This window comes from Branchiibius sp. NY16-3462-2 (genome assembly GCF_001594145.1).
Lineage (GTDB): Bacteria > Actinomycetota > Actinomycetes > Actinomycetales > Dermatophilaceae > Branchiibius.
Genome location: NZ_LVCF01000046.1, coordinates 93670 through 109048 on the forward strand (window position 1 = coordinate 93670; position 15379 = coordinate 109048).

The 15379-nt window shown below is 69.1% G+C and carries 16 protein-coding genes; 10 read left to right on the plus strand and 6 right to left on the minus strand.

Going from position 1 to position 15379, the window contains the following annotated elements; genetic code table 11:
* Positions 1 to 33: 33 nt before the first annotated feature.
* The 3 genes from AZH51_RS17755 to AZH51_RS17765 are packed head-to-tail and all read left to right on the plus strand — an operon-like array spanning position 34 to position 1416.
* Entirely contained in the window at positions 34 to 198 is a 165-nt protein-coding gene (locus tag AZH51_RS17755; protein ID WP_291526190.1) for a hypothetical protein, read from the plus strand.
* A gap of 33 nt (positions 199 to 231) precedes the next feature.
* The gene (locus AZH51_RS17760) at positions 232 to 423 is read left to right on the plus strand and encodes a hypothetical protein (RefSeq protein WP_291526191.1); all 192 of its coding nucleotides are present in this window, start codon (positions 232 to 234) and stop codon (positions 421 to 423) included.
* Positions 424 to 444: 21 nt separating this feature from the next.
* A complete protein-coding gene (locus AZH51_RS17765; protein ID WP_291526192.1) occupies positions 445 to 1416 on the plus strand; it encodes a pirin family protein in 972 nt (323 codons plus the stop codon).
* On the opposite strand, the gene AZH51_RS17770 is transcribed toward AZH51_RS17765, so the two are convergent.
* Entirely contained in the window at positions 1403 to 2728 is a 1326-nt protein-coding gene (locus tag AZH51_RS17770; RefSeq protein ID WP_291526193.1) for an HNH endonuclease, read from the minus strand. The genes AZH51_RS17765 and AZH51_RS17770 overlap by 14 nt on opposite strands.
* A gap of 77 nt (positions 2729 to 2805) precedes the next feature.
* Entirely contained in the window at positions 2806 to 4209 is a 1404-nt protein-coding gene (locus tag AZH51_RS17775) for an NAD(P)H-quinone dehydrogenase (RefSeq protein WP_291526194.1), read from the minus strand.
* A gap of 40 nt (positions 4210 to 4249) precedes the next feature.
* On the opposite strand from AZH51_RS17775, the gene AZH51_RS17780 reads away from it, so the two are divergent.
* Positions 4250 to 5062 (plus strand): purine-nucleoside phosphorylase, encoded by an 813-nt coding sequence (locus AZH51_RS17780; RefSeq protein ID WP_291526195.1) that lies wholly within the window; start codon positions 4250 to 4252, stop codon positions 5060 to 5062.
* Positions 5020 to 6618, plus strand: a complete 1599-nt coding sequence (locus AZH51_RS17785) for a phospho-sugar mutase (protein WP_291526196.1) — start codon at positions 5020 to 5022, stop codon at positions 6616 to 6618. The genes AZH51_RS17780 and AZH51_RS17785 overlap by 43 nt, the downstream gene beginning before the upstream one ends.
* On the opposite strand, the gene AZH51_RS17790 is transcribed toward AZH51_RS17785, so the two are convergent.
* Together AZH51_RS17790 and deoC are read right to left on the minus strand one after the other, a co-directional pair.
* Entirely contained in the window at positions 6611 to 7210 is a 600-nt protein-coding gene (locus AZH51_RS17790) for a hypothetical protein (protein WP_291526197.1), read from the minus strand. The two genes, AZH51_RS17785 and AZH51_RS17790, sit on opposite strands and share 8 nt — an antisense overlap.
* Entirely contained in the window at positions 7207 to 7833 is a 627-nt protein-coding gene (gene deoC / locus AZH51_RS17795) for a deoxyribose-phosphate aldolase (RefSeq protein WP_291526198.1), read from the minus strand. The genes AZH51_RS17790 and deoC overlap by 4 nt, the downstream gene beginning before the upstream one ends.
* Positions 7834 to 7860: 27 nt before the next feature.
* Between deoC and AZH51_RS17800 the strand changes: the two genes are divergently transcribed.
* The 5 genes from AZH51_RS17800 to AZH51_RS17820 are packed head-to-tail and all read left to right on the plus strand — an operon-like array spanning position 7861 to position 12708.
* Positions 7861 to 8826: a hypothetical protein gene (locus AZH51_RS17800; RefSeq protein WP_291526199.1), complete on the plus strand. Its 966-nt coding sequence runs from the start codon at positions 7861 to 7863 to the stop codon at positions 8824 to 8826.
* Entirely contained in the window at positions 8823 to 9419 is a 597-nt protein-coding gene (locus AZH51_RS17805; RefSeq protein ID WP_291526200.1) for a DUF4129 domain-containing protein, read from the plus strand. Before AZH51_RS17800 ends, AZH51_RS17805 begins: the two co-directional genes overlap by 4 nt.
* Complete coding sequence (locus tag AZH51_RS17810) at positions 9416 to 10465, plus strand: DUF4350 domain-containing protein (RefSeq protein WP_291526201.1); 1050 nt, start codon at positions 9416 to 9418, stop codon at positions 10463 to 10465. Before AZH51_RS17805 ends, AZH51_RS17810 begins: the two co-directional genes overlap by 4 nt.
* On the plus strand, positions 10462 to 11412 hold the full coding sequence (locus AZH51_RS17815; protein WP_291526202.1) for a MoxR family ATPase: 951 nt from the start codon (positions 10462 to 10464) through the stop codon (positions 11410 to 11412). The genes AZH51_RS17810 and AZH51_RS17815 overlap by 4 nt, the downstream gene beginning before the upstream one ends.
* A 6-nt stretch (positions 11413 to 11418) precedes the next feature.
* Positions 11419 to 12708, plus strand: coding sequence for a DUF58 domain-containing protein (locus tag AZH51_RS17820; protein WP_291526203.1), 1290 nt, complete (start codon positions 11419 to 11421; stop codon positions 12706 to 12708).
* On the opposite strand, the gene AZH51_RS17825 is transcribed toward AZH51_RS17820, so the two are convergent.
* Positions 12686 to 14359 (minus strand): siderophore-interacting protein, encoded by a 1674-nt coding sequence (locus AZH51_RS17825; protein WP_291526204.1) that lies wholly within the window; start codon positions 14357 to 14359, stop codon positions 12686 to 12688. The two genes, AZH51_RS17820 and AZH51_RS17825, sit on opposite strands and share 23 nt — an antisense overlap.
* A 14-nt stretch (positions 14360 to 14373) precedes the next feature.
* Positions 14374 to 15369: a stage II sporulation protein M gene (locus tag AZH51_RS17830; RefSeq protein ID WP_291526205.1), complete on the minus strand. Its 996-nt coding sequence runs from the start codon at positions 15367 to 15369 to the stop codon at positions 14374 to 14376.
* Positions 15370 to 15379 lie beyond the last annotated feature (10 nt).

Genomic DNA, 15379 nt, shown 5'->3' on the forward strand with positions numbered 1-15379 from the left:
GCGCTCAGCGTAGCCCCGGCATACGGTGGCGGTATGAGATGGGGCAATCTGCTGCCGCTACTGGTGGTCATCGGGCTCGCGCTGGCCTATGTCCGGTGGGTCCGGCCGCGTATCCGGCAGGCCCGCTACGACCGGTGGGAACGCGAGGGCCTGTTGCCGGAGCAGACGGGTGAGCGACGTCACGACGACTCAACTTGAGCGCATTCTTACTACATCTGTAGTGTCCTGGTCATGGCTGATATCACCTTCGCCGTCACGGCGTTCGCCATCATCGGCGGCGTCGCCGCACTGCTCTCGATCGGGATCTACGCCACGGTTCTGACCCGCTTCTTCATGGCGAACCGCAGGGTGCGCCTGGCCAGCCGCGAGCACTTGGTGCCCTACTACCGCGACGGCTGGCGCTACGGCTTCGCCACCGTCTGACGCACGTGCGAGGGTTGGTCCATGACCAACCCGGACCCGCACCCGATCGAAGTACCGATCCAGGCCGCTCCGTGCGCCGGCCGCAGCGAGTTGCTCCCTGCGCGCGATGTGCCGTTGGGTGGGCTGCGGGCGATGACGGTACGGCGCACCCTCCCGCAGCGCGCGCGAAGCCTGATCGGTGCGTGGTGCTTCGCCGACCACTACGGCCCCGATGACATCTCGCAAACCGGCGGGATGCAGGTAGCACCCCACCCGCATACCGGATTAGCCACTGTCAGTTGGCTTTTCGAGGGCCGGATCCAGCACCGGGACTCCGTCGGCAACGTGCAGGCCGTGCTGCCCGGCGAGCTCAACCTGATGAACGCCGGCCGCGGCATCAGCCACTCGGAGATCTCCGATCCGAGCGGTCCGGCCACCTTGCACGGCGTCCAGCTGTGGCTGGCCCTGCCGGACCGCGACCGGTTCAGCGAGCCGAACCTCCAGCACTTCGTGCCGCCGGTCAGCGAGTCCGACGGCGTTGCCCTGCGGGTCTTCCTCGGGACCCTGGCCGGGCAGTCAAGCCCGGTCACGACGTACACCCCCCTGCTCGGGGCGCAACTCGATTTCGCCCCGGGGGCTCGGGTGGACGTCGACCTGGAAGCCGACTTCGAGTACGGCGTCCTGGTCGACTCCGGGCACATCACTGCCGCCGGCGAACCGGTGGGTCCTGCGCAACTGCGGTATTTCCCACCCGGCGCACCCAGCCTGTCCCTGGTTGCCGGCGATGAACCGGCCCGGGTGATCCTGCTCGGTGGTGAACCCCTGGGCGAGTCACTGGTGATGTGGTGGAACTTCGTCGGACGCGACCATGACGAGATCGTGGCGTTCCGGGACGAATGGCAGCGCCAGATCAGCCAACGCGATGCCTCCGGGCAGTTCGGCTACCCCGCCGGCGACCAGCTACCTCCGATTCCCGCCCCGCCGATGCCGGGGACACGACTCAAAGCCCGGTGAACCCGTGCCAGATCACCTCGACGAAGCGGCGCTCCAAGCCGGACAGCGGCTCCCGCGGCCTGTCGCTCGGTGGCCGGGGTGGGGTGCTGGTCATCCTCAGCCGTCCGATGCGATACGTGATCTCCCGCCCGGTCCCCGTCACCTCGTAGCCGGGCAGTTCCTTCGTGTAGTTGCAGTGCGCGCAGTCGGCGTCGGCGTTGTCGGCCGAGGTCGGGCCACCCTCGGCGACGGGCTGGACGTGATCGATGTGTTTGACGTCAGACTCGCAGAACGGCGTGCGGCAGCGCTGGTCGCGCAGGGTGATGAACTCGCGCAGTAACCCCCGGTAGGTCCGCGCGGTCGACTCCATCCCGATCAGATCCTCGTGACCCGGCGCGGTGAAAATCCGTCGGATCGCCGGGCCGTCCTTGTCCGGACAGGCGGTGATCAGCTCCCGGGCGAGATGACCGGGGATCGTGCCGTACCCCTCCAGATAACCCGGTGCGTCCCTGATGAGGGTCTCGATGGGGATCATCAGATTGACCCGTACGTCGACCGGTGCCGGCTGGCCCGTAGCCCGCCCGGTGACCCGGGAGACCAGTGCATCGGCCATCGCCCGGTTGCGGTCGGGAGCCTTGGCGGCCGCCACGTCGGGATCGGCCTGGAGCGCCTGGACACAGGCCAGACCCTCCCGCGCCGGCAGGAGCGCAGTCAGTCGCAGCATCGAGTCGGGCGCGGAGCGCCAGCTGACGTGTCGATCGTGTGCGGCGGCAATCGCGCGGACCCCGGCGAGGTCCGGGTCGAGGCGGTTGACGACGAGCCGGGCCGCCTCGCGCAACCCGCGGTCCCCCAGTCGTTGCCACCGGTCGGAGACTTCATCGGCAACCTGTGCGCGGGCGGCGGCGCCGAGGCCCTCGGTCTCCCGGACCAGGATGGCGGCCTGCTCCTCGCCGATCTCCCCGGCGCGCATGCCGTCCAGCACCGCTGGCATCTCGTGGGTGAGCACCTGGGCCTGGTGGACCAGGCGGGCAGCGGCCACCGGGTGGCGTCGACGTGCGAACCCGACCGCGACGGCGGTGACCCGCGCGGCCCACCCCGGCGGCACCGTGGACTTCGGTTGCAACCGGTCCTTCGCACTGGTCACGGCGTGAGCGGTCAGTTCGATCTGCCGGGCGCTGATCGCATGTTTGAGGTGCTCGAGCTCCTGGATGAGCACGTCACTGATCCGAGCCGAATCGAACTGTCCTGCAGTTGAATTGATCCGCGCACGGCAGTCGCGCACGAGGGCGAGCGCGGCCTGTTCGGCCTCGTTCAGCACCTCGGTTTCGTCCATACGAGGAACCTAGATCAAGGGTCTGACAACATCCCTGGTCATCACGAGGGCTGGTCCCGCGGAGTGCAACAAGACGCCTAGGACTCCAGCGTGTGCAGCCGCCGCGCCGCCTCGGTGATCGACCCGGTCATCGAGGGATAGACCGAGAAGGTGGAGGCCAACTGGTCGACCGTGAGCCGGTTCTGCACCGCGATACCGATCGGGAAGATCAGTTCCGAAGCCTGCGGCGCCACGACCACCCCACCCACGATCGTGTTGGATCCGGGGCGGGCAAACAGCTTCACGAAACCATCGGTGATGTTGCGCATCTTGGCCCGCGGGTTTGTCGAGAGGGGCAGCGTCACGGTGCGCGCTTCGACCTTGCCCTCGTCGATGTCCGCCATCGAGTAGCCCACCGTCGCGATCTCCGGGTCGGTGAAGATATTCGCGCAGACACCGCGCAGGTTCAGGGGAGCCACGGCATCGCCCAGCGCGTGGAACATCGCGATCCGGCCCTGCATCGCCGCCACCGACGCCAACGGGTAGACCCCCGTGCAGTCCCCCGCCGCGTAAATCCCCGGGACGCTGGTGCGCGACACCCGGTCGACCACGATGTGCCCGGAAGCAGTCGTCTCGACCCCCGCCGCCTGCAGCCCGATGCCCTCGGTCTGCGGAATGGCGCCCACAGCCAGCAGCGCGTGTGAACCCTCGACCGTCCGGCCGTCGTCCAACGTGACCACGACCGAGTCGCCGACCCGCTCCGCACCGACCGCGCGCGACTTGTTCAGCACGTTCATCCCCCGGCGGCGGAAGACGTTCTCGATGACCGTCGCCGCGTCCGCGTCCTGACCCGGCAGCACCCGGTCACGCGACGAGACCAGCGTGACCTCGCAACCCAACCCCAGATAGGCGTGCGCCAACTCAGCACCGGTGACACCGGAACCGACCACGATCAGATGTTTGGGCAGTTCGGGCAGGTCGTAGATCTGCTGCCACGTCAGGATCCGCTCCCCGTCGGGGACGGCCGTCGGCAACTGGCGGGGCGTCGTACCCACAGCGACCAGAATCGTGTCCGCGCCGAACTCGCGGGCCACGCCGTTCGTGCCCTCGGCGTACACCCGGCCCCGGTCGACGATCTGCCCGGTGCCGTCGAAGACCTGCACGCCGGCGCTCTCGCACTGCGCCCGGATGTCCAGGCTCTGGGCCTTGGCCAGCCGCACGATCCGCTGGTTGATCTGCTGCACGTCGGCGTGCGCGTGCTGGTCCAACTCGGTCGTGTCGAACCCGACACCCAGCCGGCCGGCCGCCTCGAAGCGGGACATGAAGTCCGACGTCGCGATCAGGGCCTTGCTCGGCACGCAGTCGGTGAGGACGGCGGCACCGCCCATGCCTTCTTTCTCGATCACGGTGACCATGGCGCCGAGCTGGGCGCCGACCAGGGCCGCCTCGTAGCCACCCGGGCCACCACCGATCACGACTACGGAGCGCTTTCGAGTCGTCACGGCCCTCATCTTTCCACGGCCGCCCCACTAACCTGACGGGGTGGCTGACACCCAGGAACCCTTCGAACTCGCCCAGGCGGCTGCTGACGTCATCGCCGAACGCACCGGAGTCACCGCCCACGACGTGGCGCTGGTGCTGGGATCCGGCTGGGGCAGGACGGCCGACCTGATCGGGCCGACGCTCACCACGATCGACAACACCGACCTGCCCGGTTTCAAACCCGCCGCTGTCGCCGGCCATATCGGCACCGTGCGTTCAGTCCAGATCGGCGAAACCGACCGCCGCGCATTGGTTTTCGGCACCCGCACGCACTTCTATGAGGACCGCGGAGTGCGGGCCGTCGTCCACCCGGTGCGCACCGCGGCCGCCGCCGGTTGCGGGACCATCGTGCTCACGAACGGCTGCGGCGGGTTGAACACCGACTGGGGTCCCGGCACGCCGGTCCTCATCCGCGACCACATCAACCTCACGGCGGCCTCCCCGATCGAGGGCGCGAACTTCGTCGACCTCACCGACCTCTATTCACGAGAGCTGCGTGACATCGCCCACACCGTCGATCCGTCGCTGGCCGAGGGCGTTTACGCCCAGTTCCGCGGACCGCACTACGAGACCCCCGCCGAAGTGAAGATGGCAGGCATCATGGGCGCCGACCTGGTCGGGATGTCCACCACCCTGGAGGCCATCGCGGCTCGCCAATCGGGGATGAAGGTCCTGGGCATCTCCCTGGTCACCAACCTTGCCGCTGGCGTCAGCGACCAGCCGCTGTCCCACCAAGAGGTGATCGAGGCTGGGCAGGCCGCCGCGGGCAGATGCGGCGAGTTGCTGGCGAACGTGATCCGGAGACTGCCGTGACGTTGCGGGAGGACGCCGAGGCATGGATCGCCGACGACCCGGACGCCGCGACCCGGGCGGAGCTGACCGGGCTGCTGGATGACGAGGACGCGCTCACCGATCGCTTCAGCGGGTTCCTGGAGTTCGGGACAGCCGGGTTGCGTGGTGCGCTCGGCGCCGGTCCCAACCGGATGAACCGCGTCGTCGTACGCCGAGTGGCAGCTGGCCTGGTCCGTTACCTCGGCGTCGAGCCGGCGCTGGTGATCGGCTACGACGCCCGCCACAACTCCGACGTCTTCGCCCGGGACACCGCCGCAGTCACCGTTGCTGCCGGCGGTCACGCCATGCTGCTACCCCGGCCGTTGGCGACACCAGTGCTGGCCTACGCGATTCGGGTGCTCGGCGCTGACGCGGGTGTCATGGTCACCGCCAGCCACAACCCGCCGCAGGACAACGGCTACAAGGTCTACCTCGGTGACGGCAGCCAGATCGTGCCGCCGGCCGACGAGGAGATCAAAGCCCTCATCGCGCCCCGGGCCGCCGATGTGCCGGTCGCCGACGACGGCTGGCAGACGCTCGGGGACGACATCGTGGAGGCCTACCTGGAGGACGTCATCCAGGTAGTCGCTCCCGATTCGCCCCGTGACCTACGGGTGGTCCACACCGCGTTGCACGGGGTGGGCTCACAGATCGTGCTCGACGCGTTCGAGGCCGCCGGATCCGCCCCGCCGATCCCGGTCGCCGCCCAGCAGCAACCGGATCCCGATTTTCCCACCGTCGCCTTCCCCAACCCCGAGGAGGCCGGCGCGATCGACCTCGCCCTGGAGACCGCCCGCCTGGAGAACGCAGACCTGGTCATCGCCAACGATCCGGACGCGGATCGGTGCGCGGTCGCCGTACCCGACGTGGACGGGTGGCGGATGCTGCGCGGCGACGAGGTCGGCGCGCTCCTGGGCTACCACCTGCTCGCGCGGGGTATCCCCGAAGGTGGTGTCTTCGCCAACTCGATCGTGTCCTCCCGGCTGCTCGCGGCGATGGCGCACGGCAACGGTGTCCGCCACCAGGAAACGCTCACCGGGTTCAAGTGGATCAGCCGGGTGCCCGGTCTGGTCTATGGCTACGAGGAAGCGCTCGGCTACTGCGTCGACCCGGGGAAGGTGCGCGACAAGGACGGGGTCAGCGCCGCCCTGCTGGTCGCCGAACTCGCTGCCACCCTCAAGGCGGCCGGGCGGACGCTACTGGATGTCTTGCGCGAATTGGACGTGAGGTACGGCGCGCACGTCACCGACAGTTTCTCGATCCGCGGTGCGGGACTGCCAAGTGCCCTGCTGGAGCAGCCGCCCACGCAGATCGCCGGCATCGCGGTCGCCGGGTTCGAAGATCTGGCGCAGGGCGGGGAACTGCCCCCGACCGAAGGGGTGCGGATCCACCTGGCCGACCGGACGCGAATCATCATCCGGCCCAGCGGAACTGAGCCGAAGCTGAAGGTCTACCTCGAGGCAATCGCCGACTCACGAGAAGCAGCCGTGGCAAGCCTCGCGACCATCAACGGTGCGGTCCGCGACCTGCTCAGCTGACGAAGCCGACCACGATCAGGACCACGGCAGCGACCAGCGCGGCGATCGACGGCCACGCCGGGCGGATCTTCACCTGTTCCGGCTGCGCCTGCAGGTGACCCTGACGGACCGCGCGCTCGTAGTCCTCCTTCGCCTCCTGGATCGTGCGAGCCAGGCTCGACGCCGACGCGGTGGGGTCCTTCAGATCCTCCGGCGCCGCCCGGCCCAGGCCCAGCCCACTGCCGCCACCGGTGCGCACCGCGCCGCGTGCGCTCGGGCGCTGGGTGGTGATCGCCCACGATCCCCAGCCCCGCCCGTCGGCCGCGAAAATCTTGAGATTCCAACGACTTTCGATCAGATCGACCACGGGCCAGGTCATATCGATGTCGCGGACGATGTTGTGCAGTCCGACGCCACCGGTGGCCAGGATCAGACAGGGCCGCACGAAGATCGCCCACAGGATCAGGGCCACCGCGGCCAGGAAGCACGCAGACTCCAGGTCCAGGCCGCCGCGACCGAAGGCGAAGATCACACCGAGCAGTACGCAGAGCCCGATCAGCCCCCACCCGATGGCGAGGGAGGAGCCCTGCCGCACCACCCGGCGTACGTTCACGCCAGCACCGCGCGACTGTTGGACACTCCGAGCCGGGTCGCACCGGCCGCGACCATCGCCTCCGCGGTCGCCCGGTCGCGGATGCCACCGGATGCCTTGACCCCCGCGCGGCCGGCGACCGTGCGAGCCATCAGTTCGACCGCGTGCACCGATGCCCCACCCGCCGGGTGGAACCCGGTCGACGTCTTCACGAAGTCGGCACCCTGCGCCACGGCCGCCTCACACACGGCGACGATCGCCTCATCGGACAACGCCGCGGACTCGATGATCACCTTCAGGACCGCATCCGGTACGGCGGCCCGCACCTGGGCGATATCGTCCGCGACCGCTTCGTACTCCCCCGCGACGGCCGCACCCACGTCGATCACCATGTCGACCTCGTCGGCCCCCTGTGCGACGGCGAGCGCCGCCTCGGCTGCCTTGATCGAGGAATGGTGCTTGCCGCTGGGGAACCCGGCCACGACGGCGAGCTTCAGGTCATCGGGCAAGACGAGCGGCAGCATGCTCGGCGAGACACAGACCGAATAGGTGCCCAACTCCTCGGCCTCGTCGATCAGCGCCTGCACGTCGGCGGCGGTCGCTTCGGGTTTGAGCAAGGTGTGGTCGATCAGGTCAGCCAGCATGATCCTCACCCTAGCTAGGCTGCGGCTATGAGCCAGGGCTGGACGCCGCCGGAAGGGCAGGGTGCGCAGGGCGCGCCGCAGTGGGGGCAACAGGCGCCGATGATGCCCTACCAACCGGTCCCGCTGAGCCCCAAACCCGGCGTGATCCCGTTGCGGCCGTTGAAACTCGGCGACATCTGGGAGGGCGCGATCGCGACGATCCGGGGCAATCCGACGGCCACGATCGGGTTGTCGCTGATCGTCACGCTGATCGCCTCGATCCCCTCGGTCCTCGCGGTGGCGCTGCTGTCGCGGGCCACCTTCTACGGCGGCGTCGAGACCGACTCCCGGGGGCTGGTCGCCCAGGTCGGTGGCAACGTGGTCAGCAGCCTCGTAGGCATCGTGCTGGCCGGGATGCTGGTCTTCGTCCTTGCCGAAGCGGTCCTCGGCCGACGGTGCAGTATCGGCGCCGCCTGGCAGGGCATCCGGTCGCGGATCCTGCCGCTGTTGGGGCTGGCCCTGCTCTTCGCTGCCGCGACAGCTGTGATTGGCGGCCTGCTCGTGGGGCTCATCGTGCTGCTGACCCGGACCCTCAGCGGCGGCGTGGTCGTGGCGATTGCCGTCCCGCTGGTGCTCCTGGTCGGGGCCGGTGTGATCTTCTGCTGGACCCGTCTGTCACTGTCGGCTCCGGTCGTCGTTCTGGAGAAGAGCGGCCCGATCCAGGCCCTCAAACGCTCCTGGTCGTTGTCCCGCAACCAGTTCTGGCGGATCCTCGGAATCTCGTTGCTCACCCGGATCGTGGTGGGCGTCATTGCCGCATTCGCGACCACACCGGTCGCTCTGCTCGGGCTCGGTCTCGGCGGGCCGGTCAGTGTGACACTGACGACGATCTGGTCGGCCATCGTCGGCGGTGTGCTGGCCCCCTTCTCCGCCAACGTCACCGGGTTGCTCTACATCGATCAGCGGATCCGCAAAGAGGCCCTGGACGTCACGCTCATGGCAGCCGCGCAGTGATCGATCCCGATCACGCCCGCGATCTGCTCCGGCAGGAACTGGCCAATCCGGAGTACGCGCCGCAACGCAACTGGCTGCAGGAGGCCAGGGACTGGTTCAACGACCACGTCCTGGATCCGGTTCTGCGCCACGCCAGTTCGACACCAGGCGTCGTCGTCGCCGTTCTGTTGGTCCTTCTCGCGATCGCGATCGGCTATTCCCTCACCCGGTTCCGCGCCCGGCGCGCCGCACCCGTCACCACCGACGACCTCGTCTTCACCGACGCCACCGCGACCGCCGCACAACTGCGTTCCACCGCCGACTCGGCAATGGCCCGCGGTGACTTCACCCTGGCCTACCTGGACTACTTCCGGGCCCTGGCCCGCAGTGGCCAGGAGCGTGCCCTGGTGCCCGCCGACGCGGGCCTGACCGCGCACGAACTCGGCCGGCCGCTGGCGGCCTGCTTCCCCGTCGAAGCCGGCGAGATCCAGAGCGCCGCAAGCGGATTCGACCTCTTCCGGTACGGCGAGGTGCCGGCTTCCGAGGCCGACGTCACCCGGATCCGCGGGCTGGATGAGCGGCTTCGGGCAGCACGTCCCGTGGTTCTCACGTGAAGCGGCATCCCTGGGCGTTCTGGGGCGCCGTGGCGTTGCTCCTGATCGTGGTGTCGGCGTTCCTGGCGAGTCGGCAGAGCACGAACCCGACCTGGTTCGACCCGGACAATCCGGCTCCGGTGGGCGGGCAGGCCATCGCCCGGGTGCTCAGCCAGACCGGGGTCGACGTCACGCCGGTGCGCAGCCTGGACGATCTGATGGGCACCGAGTCCTCGCCCCAGGACACGATCCTGATCAGTGACCCCGACCTGCTCGACCCAGGACAGCTGCACAACATCCAGGACCACTTCTCCTCGGCCTATCGCATCGTCCTGCTCGCGCCGGATCCACCACTGGTGGACGTACCGTTCGCCAGCGAACCGGGCTCGGGCTGCACCATCGACTGGCTGGACGGCCTGCAGTCGGCAGGACGCTCGACCGACGTCACCTACGACGACACCACCGGACACGCCTGTTTGGCGCGCGAACACGGTTACGCCGCAGTCCAACTGGACGACAACGTCCTCCTGCTGGGTGCGACCGGAGCGATCGCCAACGACAGCGTGCTGAAGGCGGACAACGCGGCCATCGGCCTGCGCGCCCTCGGCGGATCCAAGAACCTGCTGTGGTTCAGCGGCGACGCGGGCGCAGCCGGTGAGCGTGCTGGCGGCCTGCCCTGGCCGGACTGGTGGTCCCCGATGATCGCCGTGCTCGCCGCAGCCACCGTCGCGTTGATGCTCTGGCGCGGCCGACGGCTCGGGCGACTGGTCCGCGAGCCCCTGCCGGTCGTCGTACCCGCACAGGAGACCACCAACGCACGGGGCCGGCTCTACCGCAAAGCCAAGGACACCGACCGCGCCGCGCAGGCGTTGCGGGCGGCGACCCGCACGCGGGTCTCGACCTACCTCGGCACCCCGGACGTCGTGCGTGCCGCCGCCACTCAGACGGGCCGCACGGAGCAGGAAATCGCGACCCTGTTGCTCGACGGACCCGTCGTCGGCGACGCCGAACTCGTCCATCTCGCCAACGAACTCACCACCTTGGAAAGGCAGGTCCGACCGCAATGAACCAAGACCGCGCACGAGAGGCGCTCCTGGCCGTCCGCGAGCAGGTCGGCCACGCCGTCGTCGGGCAGGAGTCCGTCGTCACCAGCCTGATCATCGCGCTGCTGGCCAAGGGGCACGTCCTGCTCGAGGGCGTCCCCGGCGTCGCCAAGACATTGCTGGTGCGCTCCCTCGCAGCAGCCATCGATCTGGACACCAAACGCGTGCAGTTCACCCCGGACCTGATGCCCGGTGACATCACCGGTTCACTCGTATTCGACGCGGGCCGTTCGCAATTCGACTTCCGTCCCGGACCGGTCTTCACCAACCTGCTGCTCGCCGATGAGATCAACCGCACGCCACCCAAGACCCAGTCAGCGCTCCTGGAGGCTATGGAAGAACGCCAGGTGACCGTCGATGGAGAGCCGCATGCGCTGCCCGAACCGTTCCTGGTGTGTGCCACGCAGAACCCGGTCGAATACGAAGGCACCTATCCGCTGCCCGAGGCGCAGCTCGACCGGTTCCTGATGAAGGTCGTGGTCGATCTACCGCCGCGCGAGCAGGAAGTCACCGTCCTGATGCGGCACGCCGAAGGGTTCGACCCGCGCGACCTGAGCGCCATCAAGCCGGTGGCGACCGCCGACGATCTCGCGGCCGGCTCGGCAGGGGTCCGCACCGTGCACGTCGCCCCGGAGATCGCCGCGTACATCGTGGACATTGCCCGCGCGACCCGCACCTCGCCGTCGTTATCGCTGGGCGTGAGTCCCCGTGGCGCCACGGCCCTGCTGCTGACCTCGCGGTGCTGGGCCTGGCTGCAGGGACGCGACTTCGTCACCCCTGACGACGTGAAGACCATGTCGTATTCGACTCTGGCGCACCGCCTTTCGCTGCGGCCGGAGTCCGAGCTGGAGGGGGTCGGCGTGTCCGCCATCCTCGCCTCAGCGATCAACTCGGTCGCTGTCCCCCGCTGACCCGCGATGGCAATCACCGGGCGAACCGTCGGCCTCATCCTGCTGGGCGTGGTCGCCGTCCTGCTGTGGCCCTCGTTCGCCACGGTGGGTTGGTGGCTGTTGGCCGTGGTGGTGCTGGTGCTGCTCGATCTCGCGCTGGCCCGGGCCCGGGTCGACATCACCCGGACCGAAACCCCGCAGATCCGGTTGGGCGAATCCGGCACGTACGTTGTGACCCTGCGCAACGTGTCCGGTCGCCGTGCGCGCGGGATGCTGCGGGACGCGTGGCAGCCGTCGGCGGGTGCCTCCGGCGAGCGCCACGCCTTCGATCTGCCGCCCGGCGAGGGCGAGCGGTTCACGGTGACTCTGACACCGACCCGGCGCGGTGATCGACGAGCAGACCACTGCGCCATCCGGATTCGCGGTCCACTCGGGCTCGCTGACCGCCAGAGCTCCGTCCCGATGGACCTGATGGTGCGCTGCCTGCCAGCGTTCCCCAGCCGCCGGGTCCTGCCGAGCAAACTGCGTCAACTGCGCGAGATCGACGGCAACTCGGCCGTGCAGATCCGCGGGCAGGGGACCGAGTTCGACTCGCTGCGCGACTACGTCGAGGGCGATGACGTCCGCAGTATCGACTGGCGCGCCACGGCCCGCCGCCAGCATCCGGTGGTCCGCACCTGGCGCCCGGAGCGTGACCGGCGAGTGGTCATCCTGCTGGACACCTCCCGGACCAGCGCCTCCCGGGTGCTCGACTCACCGCGGCTGGACCACAGCATGGACGCCGCGCTACTCCTCACCGCTCTTGCCTCCCGTGCCGGTGACCGCATCTCGATCGCCCTCGGCGACCAGCAGATCCGGGGGCGCATCACCGGTGTCAGCGACCGAGCCGCCCTCATGCACGAGACCGTTACGACGATGGCCGGGATCGAACCTGCTCTGGTGGAAGCGAATTGGAGCCGCCTGGCCGGGGCGGTGCAGCAGTTGACCCGCACCCGGGCACTCGTCGTACTCCTGACCGCTCTCGAACCGGCGGTCGTGCGCGAGAGCCTGCTTCCGGTCCTCCCGGTGCTCACTGCCCACCACCGGGTCGTCGTGGCGTCCGTGAGCGACCCGGGGGTGGCCGCCATGGCGCAGGACCGCAGTGACGCCAAGGCGGTGTACGACGCCGCCGCCGCCGAGCGCACGACGCAGTTGCGCGGGGCGACTGCCGGGTCGTTGCAACGCGCCGGTGCCACCGTGCTGGACGAGCCGCCAGGGGTTCTGCCGGTGGCCCTGGTCGATCACTATCTGCAGCTCAAGCGGGCTGGTCTGTGGTGAGCTCCCAGGAGCGCATGTCCCAACCCAGCTCCTGCCGGTCCCGGATCGTGAAACCGGCTCGGGTGACGAGGGATTCGACCTCGTCCGCCGAACGCAGCCCAGAACCGTAGGCCGCCAGCAGCTGCAGGTCCAGCTCGGCGTCGTGATCGTGCACCTGCTCGTCGGTCTCCCGCAGCCGCTCGGCCACGATCGCGGTCGCTCCCGCTGGGCGGCACTGCGCCGCGAGATCCGAGAGAGCGGCCAGCGCTTCCTCGTCGGTGAACTGCTCCAGCCACCAGCACGCTACGACCACGCCACCCGGCGCGGGTCGACCGTTGGTGCTCACCAGCAGCGCCGGCACATCGCTGTGCAACTGGGCAGCGACCGCGGCGGCGGCCGACCCGATCACGGTCGCCATCGGGTAGTCCCAGGCGTGGTGCTGCACCAGCGACGGCGTGGCCCAGGCTGCGTCCTGGGTGAGCAGGTCCTGGGGCACCTGGGGGCGCGGGCCGTGCTGGCCGCGCAGAGCGGCAGTCACGGACGCCACCGACAGATCGAGGTACTGCGCGCGCGGATCGGTCACCTCGGCGTACTCCTCGGTCATCACCTGACCGACCGGGCCGAGAGACAGCACGCCGCCGGCGTTGACGGCGGGATCCGCCTCATCGGCGGCCAGCACGTCCTCGGCGACCAGTGCCCGTGCAAGAGCACGCAGTGCCGTCTCGTTCAGACCCAGCTCCTCGGCAAGGGTCGCCGGATCGGCCGGTTCCTTCTCGAGGCGGCCGATCAGGCCCTCCCGGATCGCCGTACGCAATGCGATCTGGGGCGTGAGCGACAACAACCGGACCAGCTGCGTCACCTCGGGGCGCTCCTGCGTGCGACGCCAATAGCCACTGACCTCCAGGCAGTCGGCGGGCACGCCGCGTTCCTTCAGGTAGCGCCGGATCGGCTTGAGGCTCATGGCTTCTCCGGCGAACCAGCAGTAGACCGACCCGTCCGGCCACGGCATCGCGGTCACCGCGTCAGCCAGCACGGTGCTGTGCCCGGCAGCCACGCCACGCCGGTGCAGCCAGGTGAGGGTGACCCCGTCAGGCACCGGAAGGTCCTGCTGCTCGGCGGCGTCCGCCACCTCGACGAAGACCTGACCGCCGACCCCTGCGGGCCATTCCTGCAGCAACCGGCCGATGGCTGGCAGCGCCGTTTCATCCCCACCCACCAGCAGCCGATCGACGTCGGCTGGCAGCAGGGCGGAACTCTTCGGACCCGCGATGTGCACCGGGTCCCCCACCTCGGCGCTGAGCGACCACGCCGAGGCAACGCCGCCGTCGTGTTTGACGAAGTCCAGCGTGAGCCGACCGGTGCGCGGATCCCAGTCGCGCGGGGTGTAGTCCTTGGCGGCCGAGGCCCCCGACCAGTCCAGGTGCCCCTCCACCTGACGGGGAGGTACGGCGCGGGGCTGGCCGGCGTCCGGCACGATCACCTTGACGTGGTCGTCGAAACCTTCGTTGCGCAACGGCGGTACGGCGATCCCGTCCGGCGTGGTGAACGCGCCGAGTTGATCTCCGCCGATCACGATGCGCCGCATCCGCGGCGTCACGTCACTGACTTCCAGGACGCGCAACTCACGCACGTTGATCGGATAGGTCTTCGATTCCCGCCGGGTCCGCGACATAAGGCTTACCTTACCTAACCGGCGACAGGGGCCTCCGCGCTGCGGTCCTCCGCACTCAGATCGGCACTTTCCCCGGCCCGCTCGGCCCGTCGACCCAGGGTGAACACGTAGACCAGGAACGCGGCCTCGGCGATAAGACCGATCCCGACGCGCGCCCAGGTCGGCAACCCACTGGGTGTCACGAAGGCCTCGATCACCCCTGACACGCCGAGCACGATCACCAGACCGAGGACGACCACCATCATGCTGCGCGCCGTCTGACCCAGCGAGGCGGAACGAGACATCGCACCGGGGGCGACCCACGACCAGAAAATCCGCAGACCCGCTGCCGCCGCTACGAAGACCGCGGTCAGTTCCAGGAGGCCGTGCGGCAGGATCAGGCCGAAGAACACTCCGGCCTTGCCGTGCGAGATCAACAGCCCCGCCATGAGTCCTAGGTTGAGCATGTTCGACCAGAGCATCAGGATCACCGGGAAGCCCAGGATGCCGCCGCCGACACAGGCAGCAGCGACCCACACGTTGTTGGTCCAGACCCGGAAGGCGAAGTCGCGCGCGGCGTACTCGCTGTAGTAGTCGGCGAAGTCATGGTCGACCAGTTGCTTGATCTCCTCCGGTGTCGCGATCTGGCTGCTCACCGACGGATCGCGGATGACCCAGATGGCGATGACCGCGGCCGCCCCGAAGCTGATCGCCATGATGCTGAGCCACCACCAGCGCAACCGGTAGAGCGTGACCGGCAGGCTGACCACGAAGAACCGCGCGAAGTCCGACCAACTGGACGTGCGGGCACCCAGGGCGCGGGTCCGTGCCCGGGTCAGCAGCGTCGAGAGGTACTGCACCACAGACGGATCGGGTGCGCTGGTGCGAATCACCGACAGGTGCGTTCCGACTCGTTGGTAGAGATCGAGCAACTCATCGGATTCCGCGCCGGTCAGTCGGCGGCGCTTGGTCAACTCGCCCAGACGCGTCCACTCGGCGTGATGCGCCGACACGTAGGCGTCCAGGTCCATGCGCGTAACG

Coding starts and splice junctions, on each gene's coding strand:
- AZH51_RS17755 (WP_291526190.1), top strand. CDS start 34: ATGAGATGGGGCAATCTGCTGCCGCTACTGGTGGTCATCGGGCTCGCG.
- AZH51_RS17760 (WP_291526191.1), top strand. CDS start 232: ATGGCTGATATCACCTTCGCCGTCACGGCGTTCGCCATCATCGGCGGC.
- AZH51_RS17765 (WP_291526192.1), top strand. CDS start 445: ATGACCAACCCGGACCCGCACCCGATCGAAGTACCGATCCAGGCCGCT.
- AZH51_RS17770 (WP_291526193.1), bottom strand. CDS start 2,728: ATGGACGAAACCGAGGTGCTGAACGAGGCCGAACAGGCCGCGCTCGCC.
- AZH51_RS17785 (WP_291526196.1), top strand. CDS start 5,020: ATGCGGCGAGTTGCTGGCGAACGTGATCCGGAGACTGCCGTGACGTTG.
- deoC (WP_291526198.1), bottom strand. CDS start 7,833: ATGCTGGCTGACCTGATCGACCACACCTTGCTCAAACCCGAAGCGACC.
- AZH51_RS17800 (WP_291526199.1), top strand. CDS start 7,861: ATGAGCCAGGGCTGGACGCCGCCGGAAGGGCAGGGTGCGCAGGGCGCG.
- AZH51_RS17815 (WP_291526202.1), top strand. CDS start 10,462: ATGAACCAAGACCGCGCACGAGAGGCGCTCCTGGCCGTCCGCGAGCAG.
- AZH51_RS17820 (WP_291526203.1), top strand. CDS start 11,419: ATGGCAATCACCGGGCGAACCGTCGGCCTCATCCTGCTGGGCGTGGTC.
- AZH51_RS17825 (WP_291526204.1), bottom strand. CDS start 14,359: ATGTCGCGGACCCGGCGGGAATCGAAGACCTATCCGATCAACGTGCGT.
- AZH51_RS17830 (WP_291526205.1), bottom strand. CDS start 15,369: ATGGACCTGGACGCCTACGTGTCGGCGCATCACGCCGAGTGGACGCGT.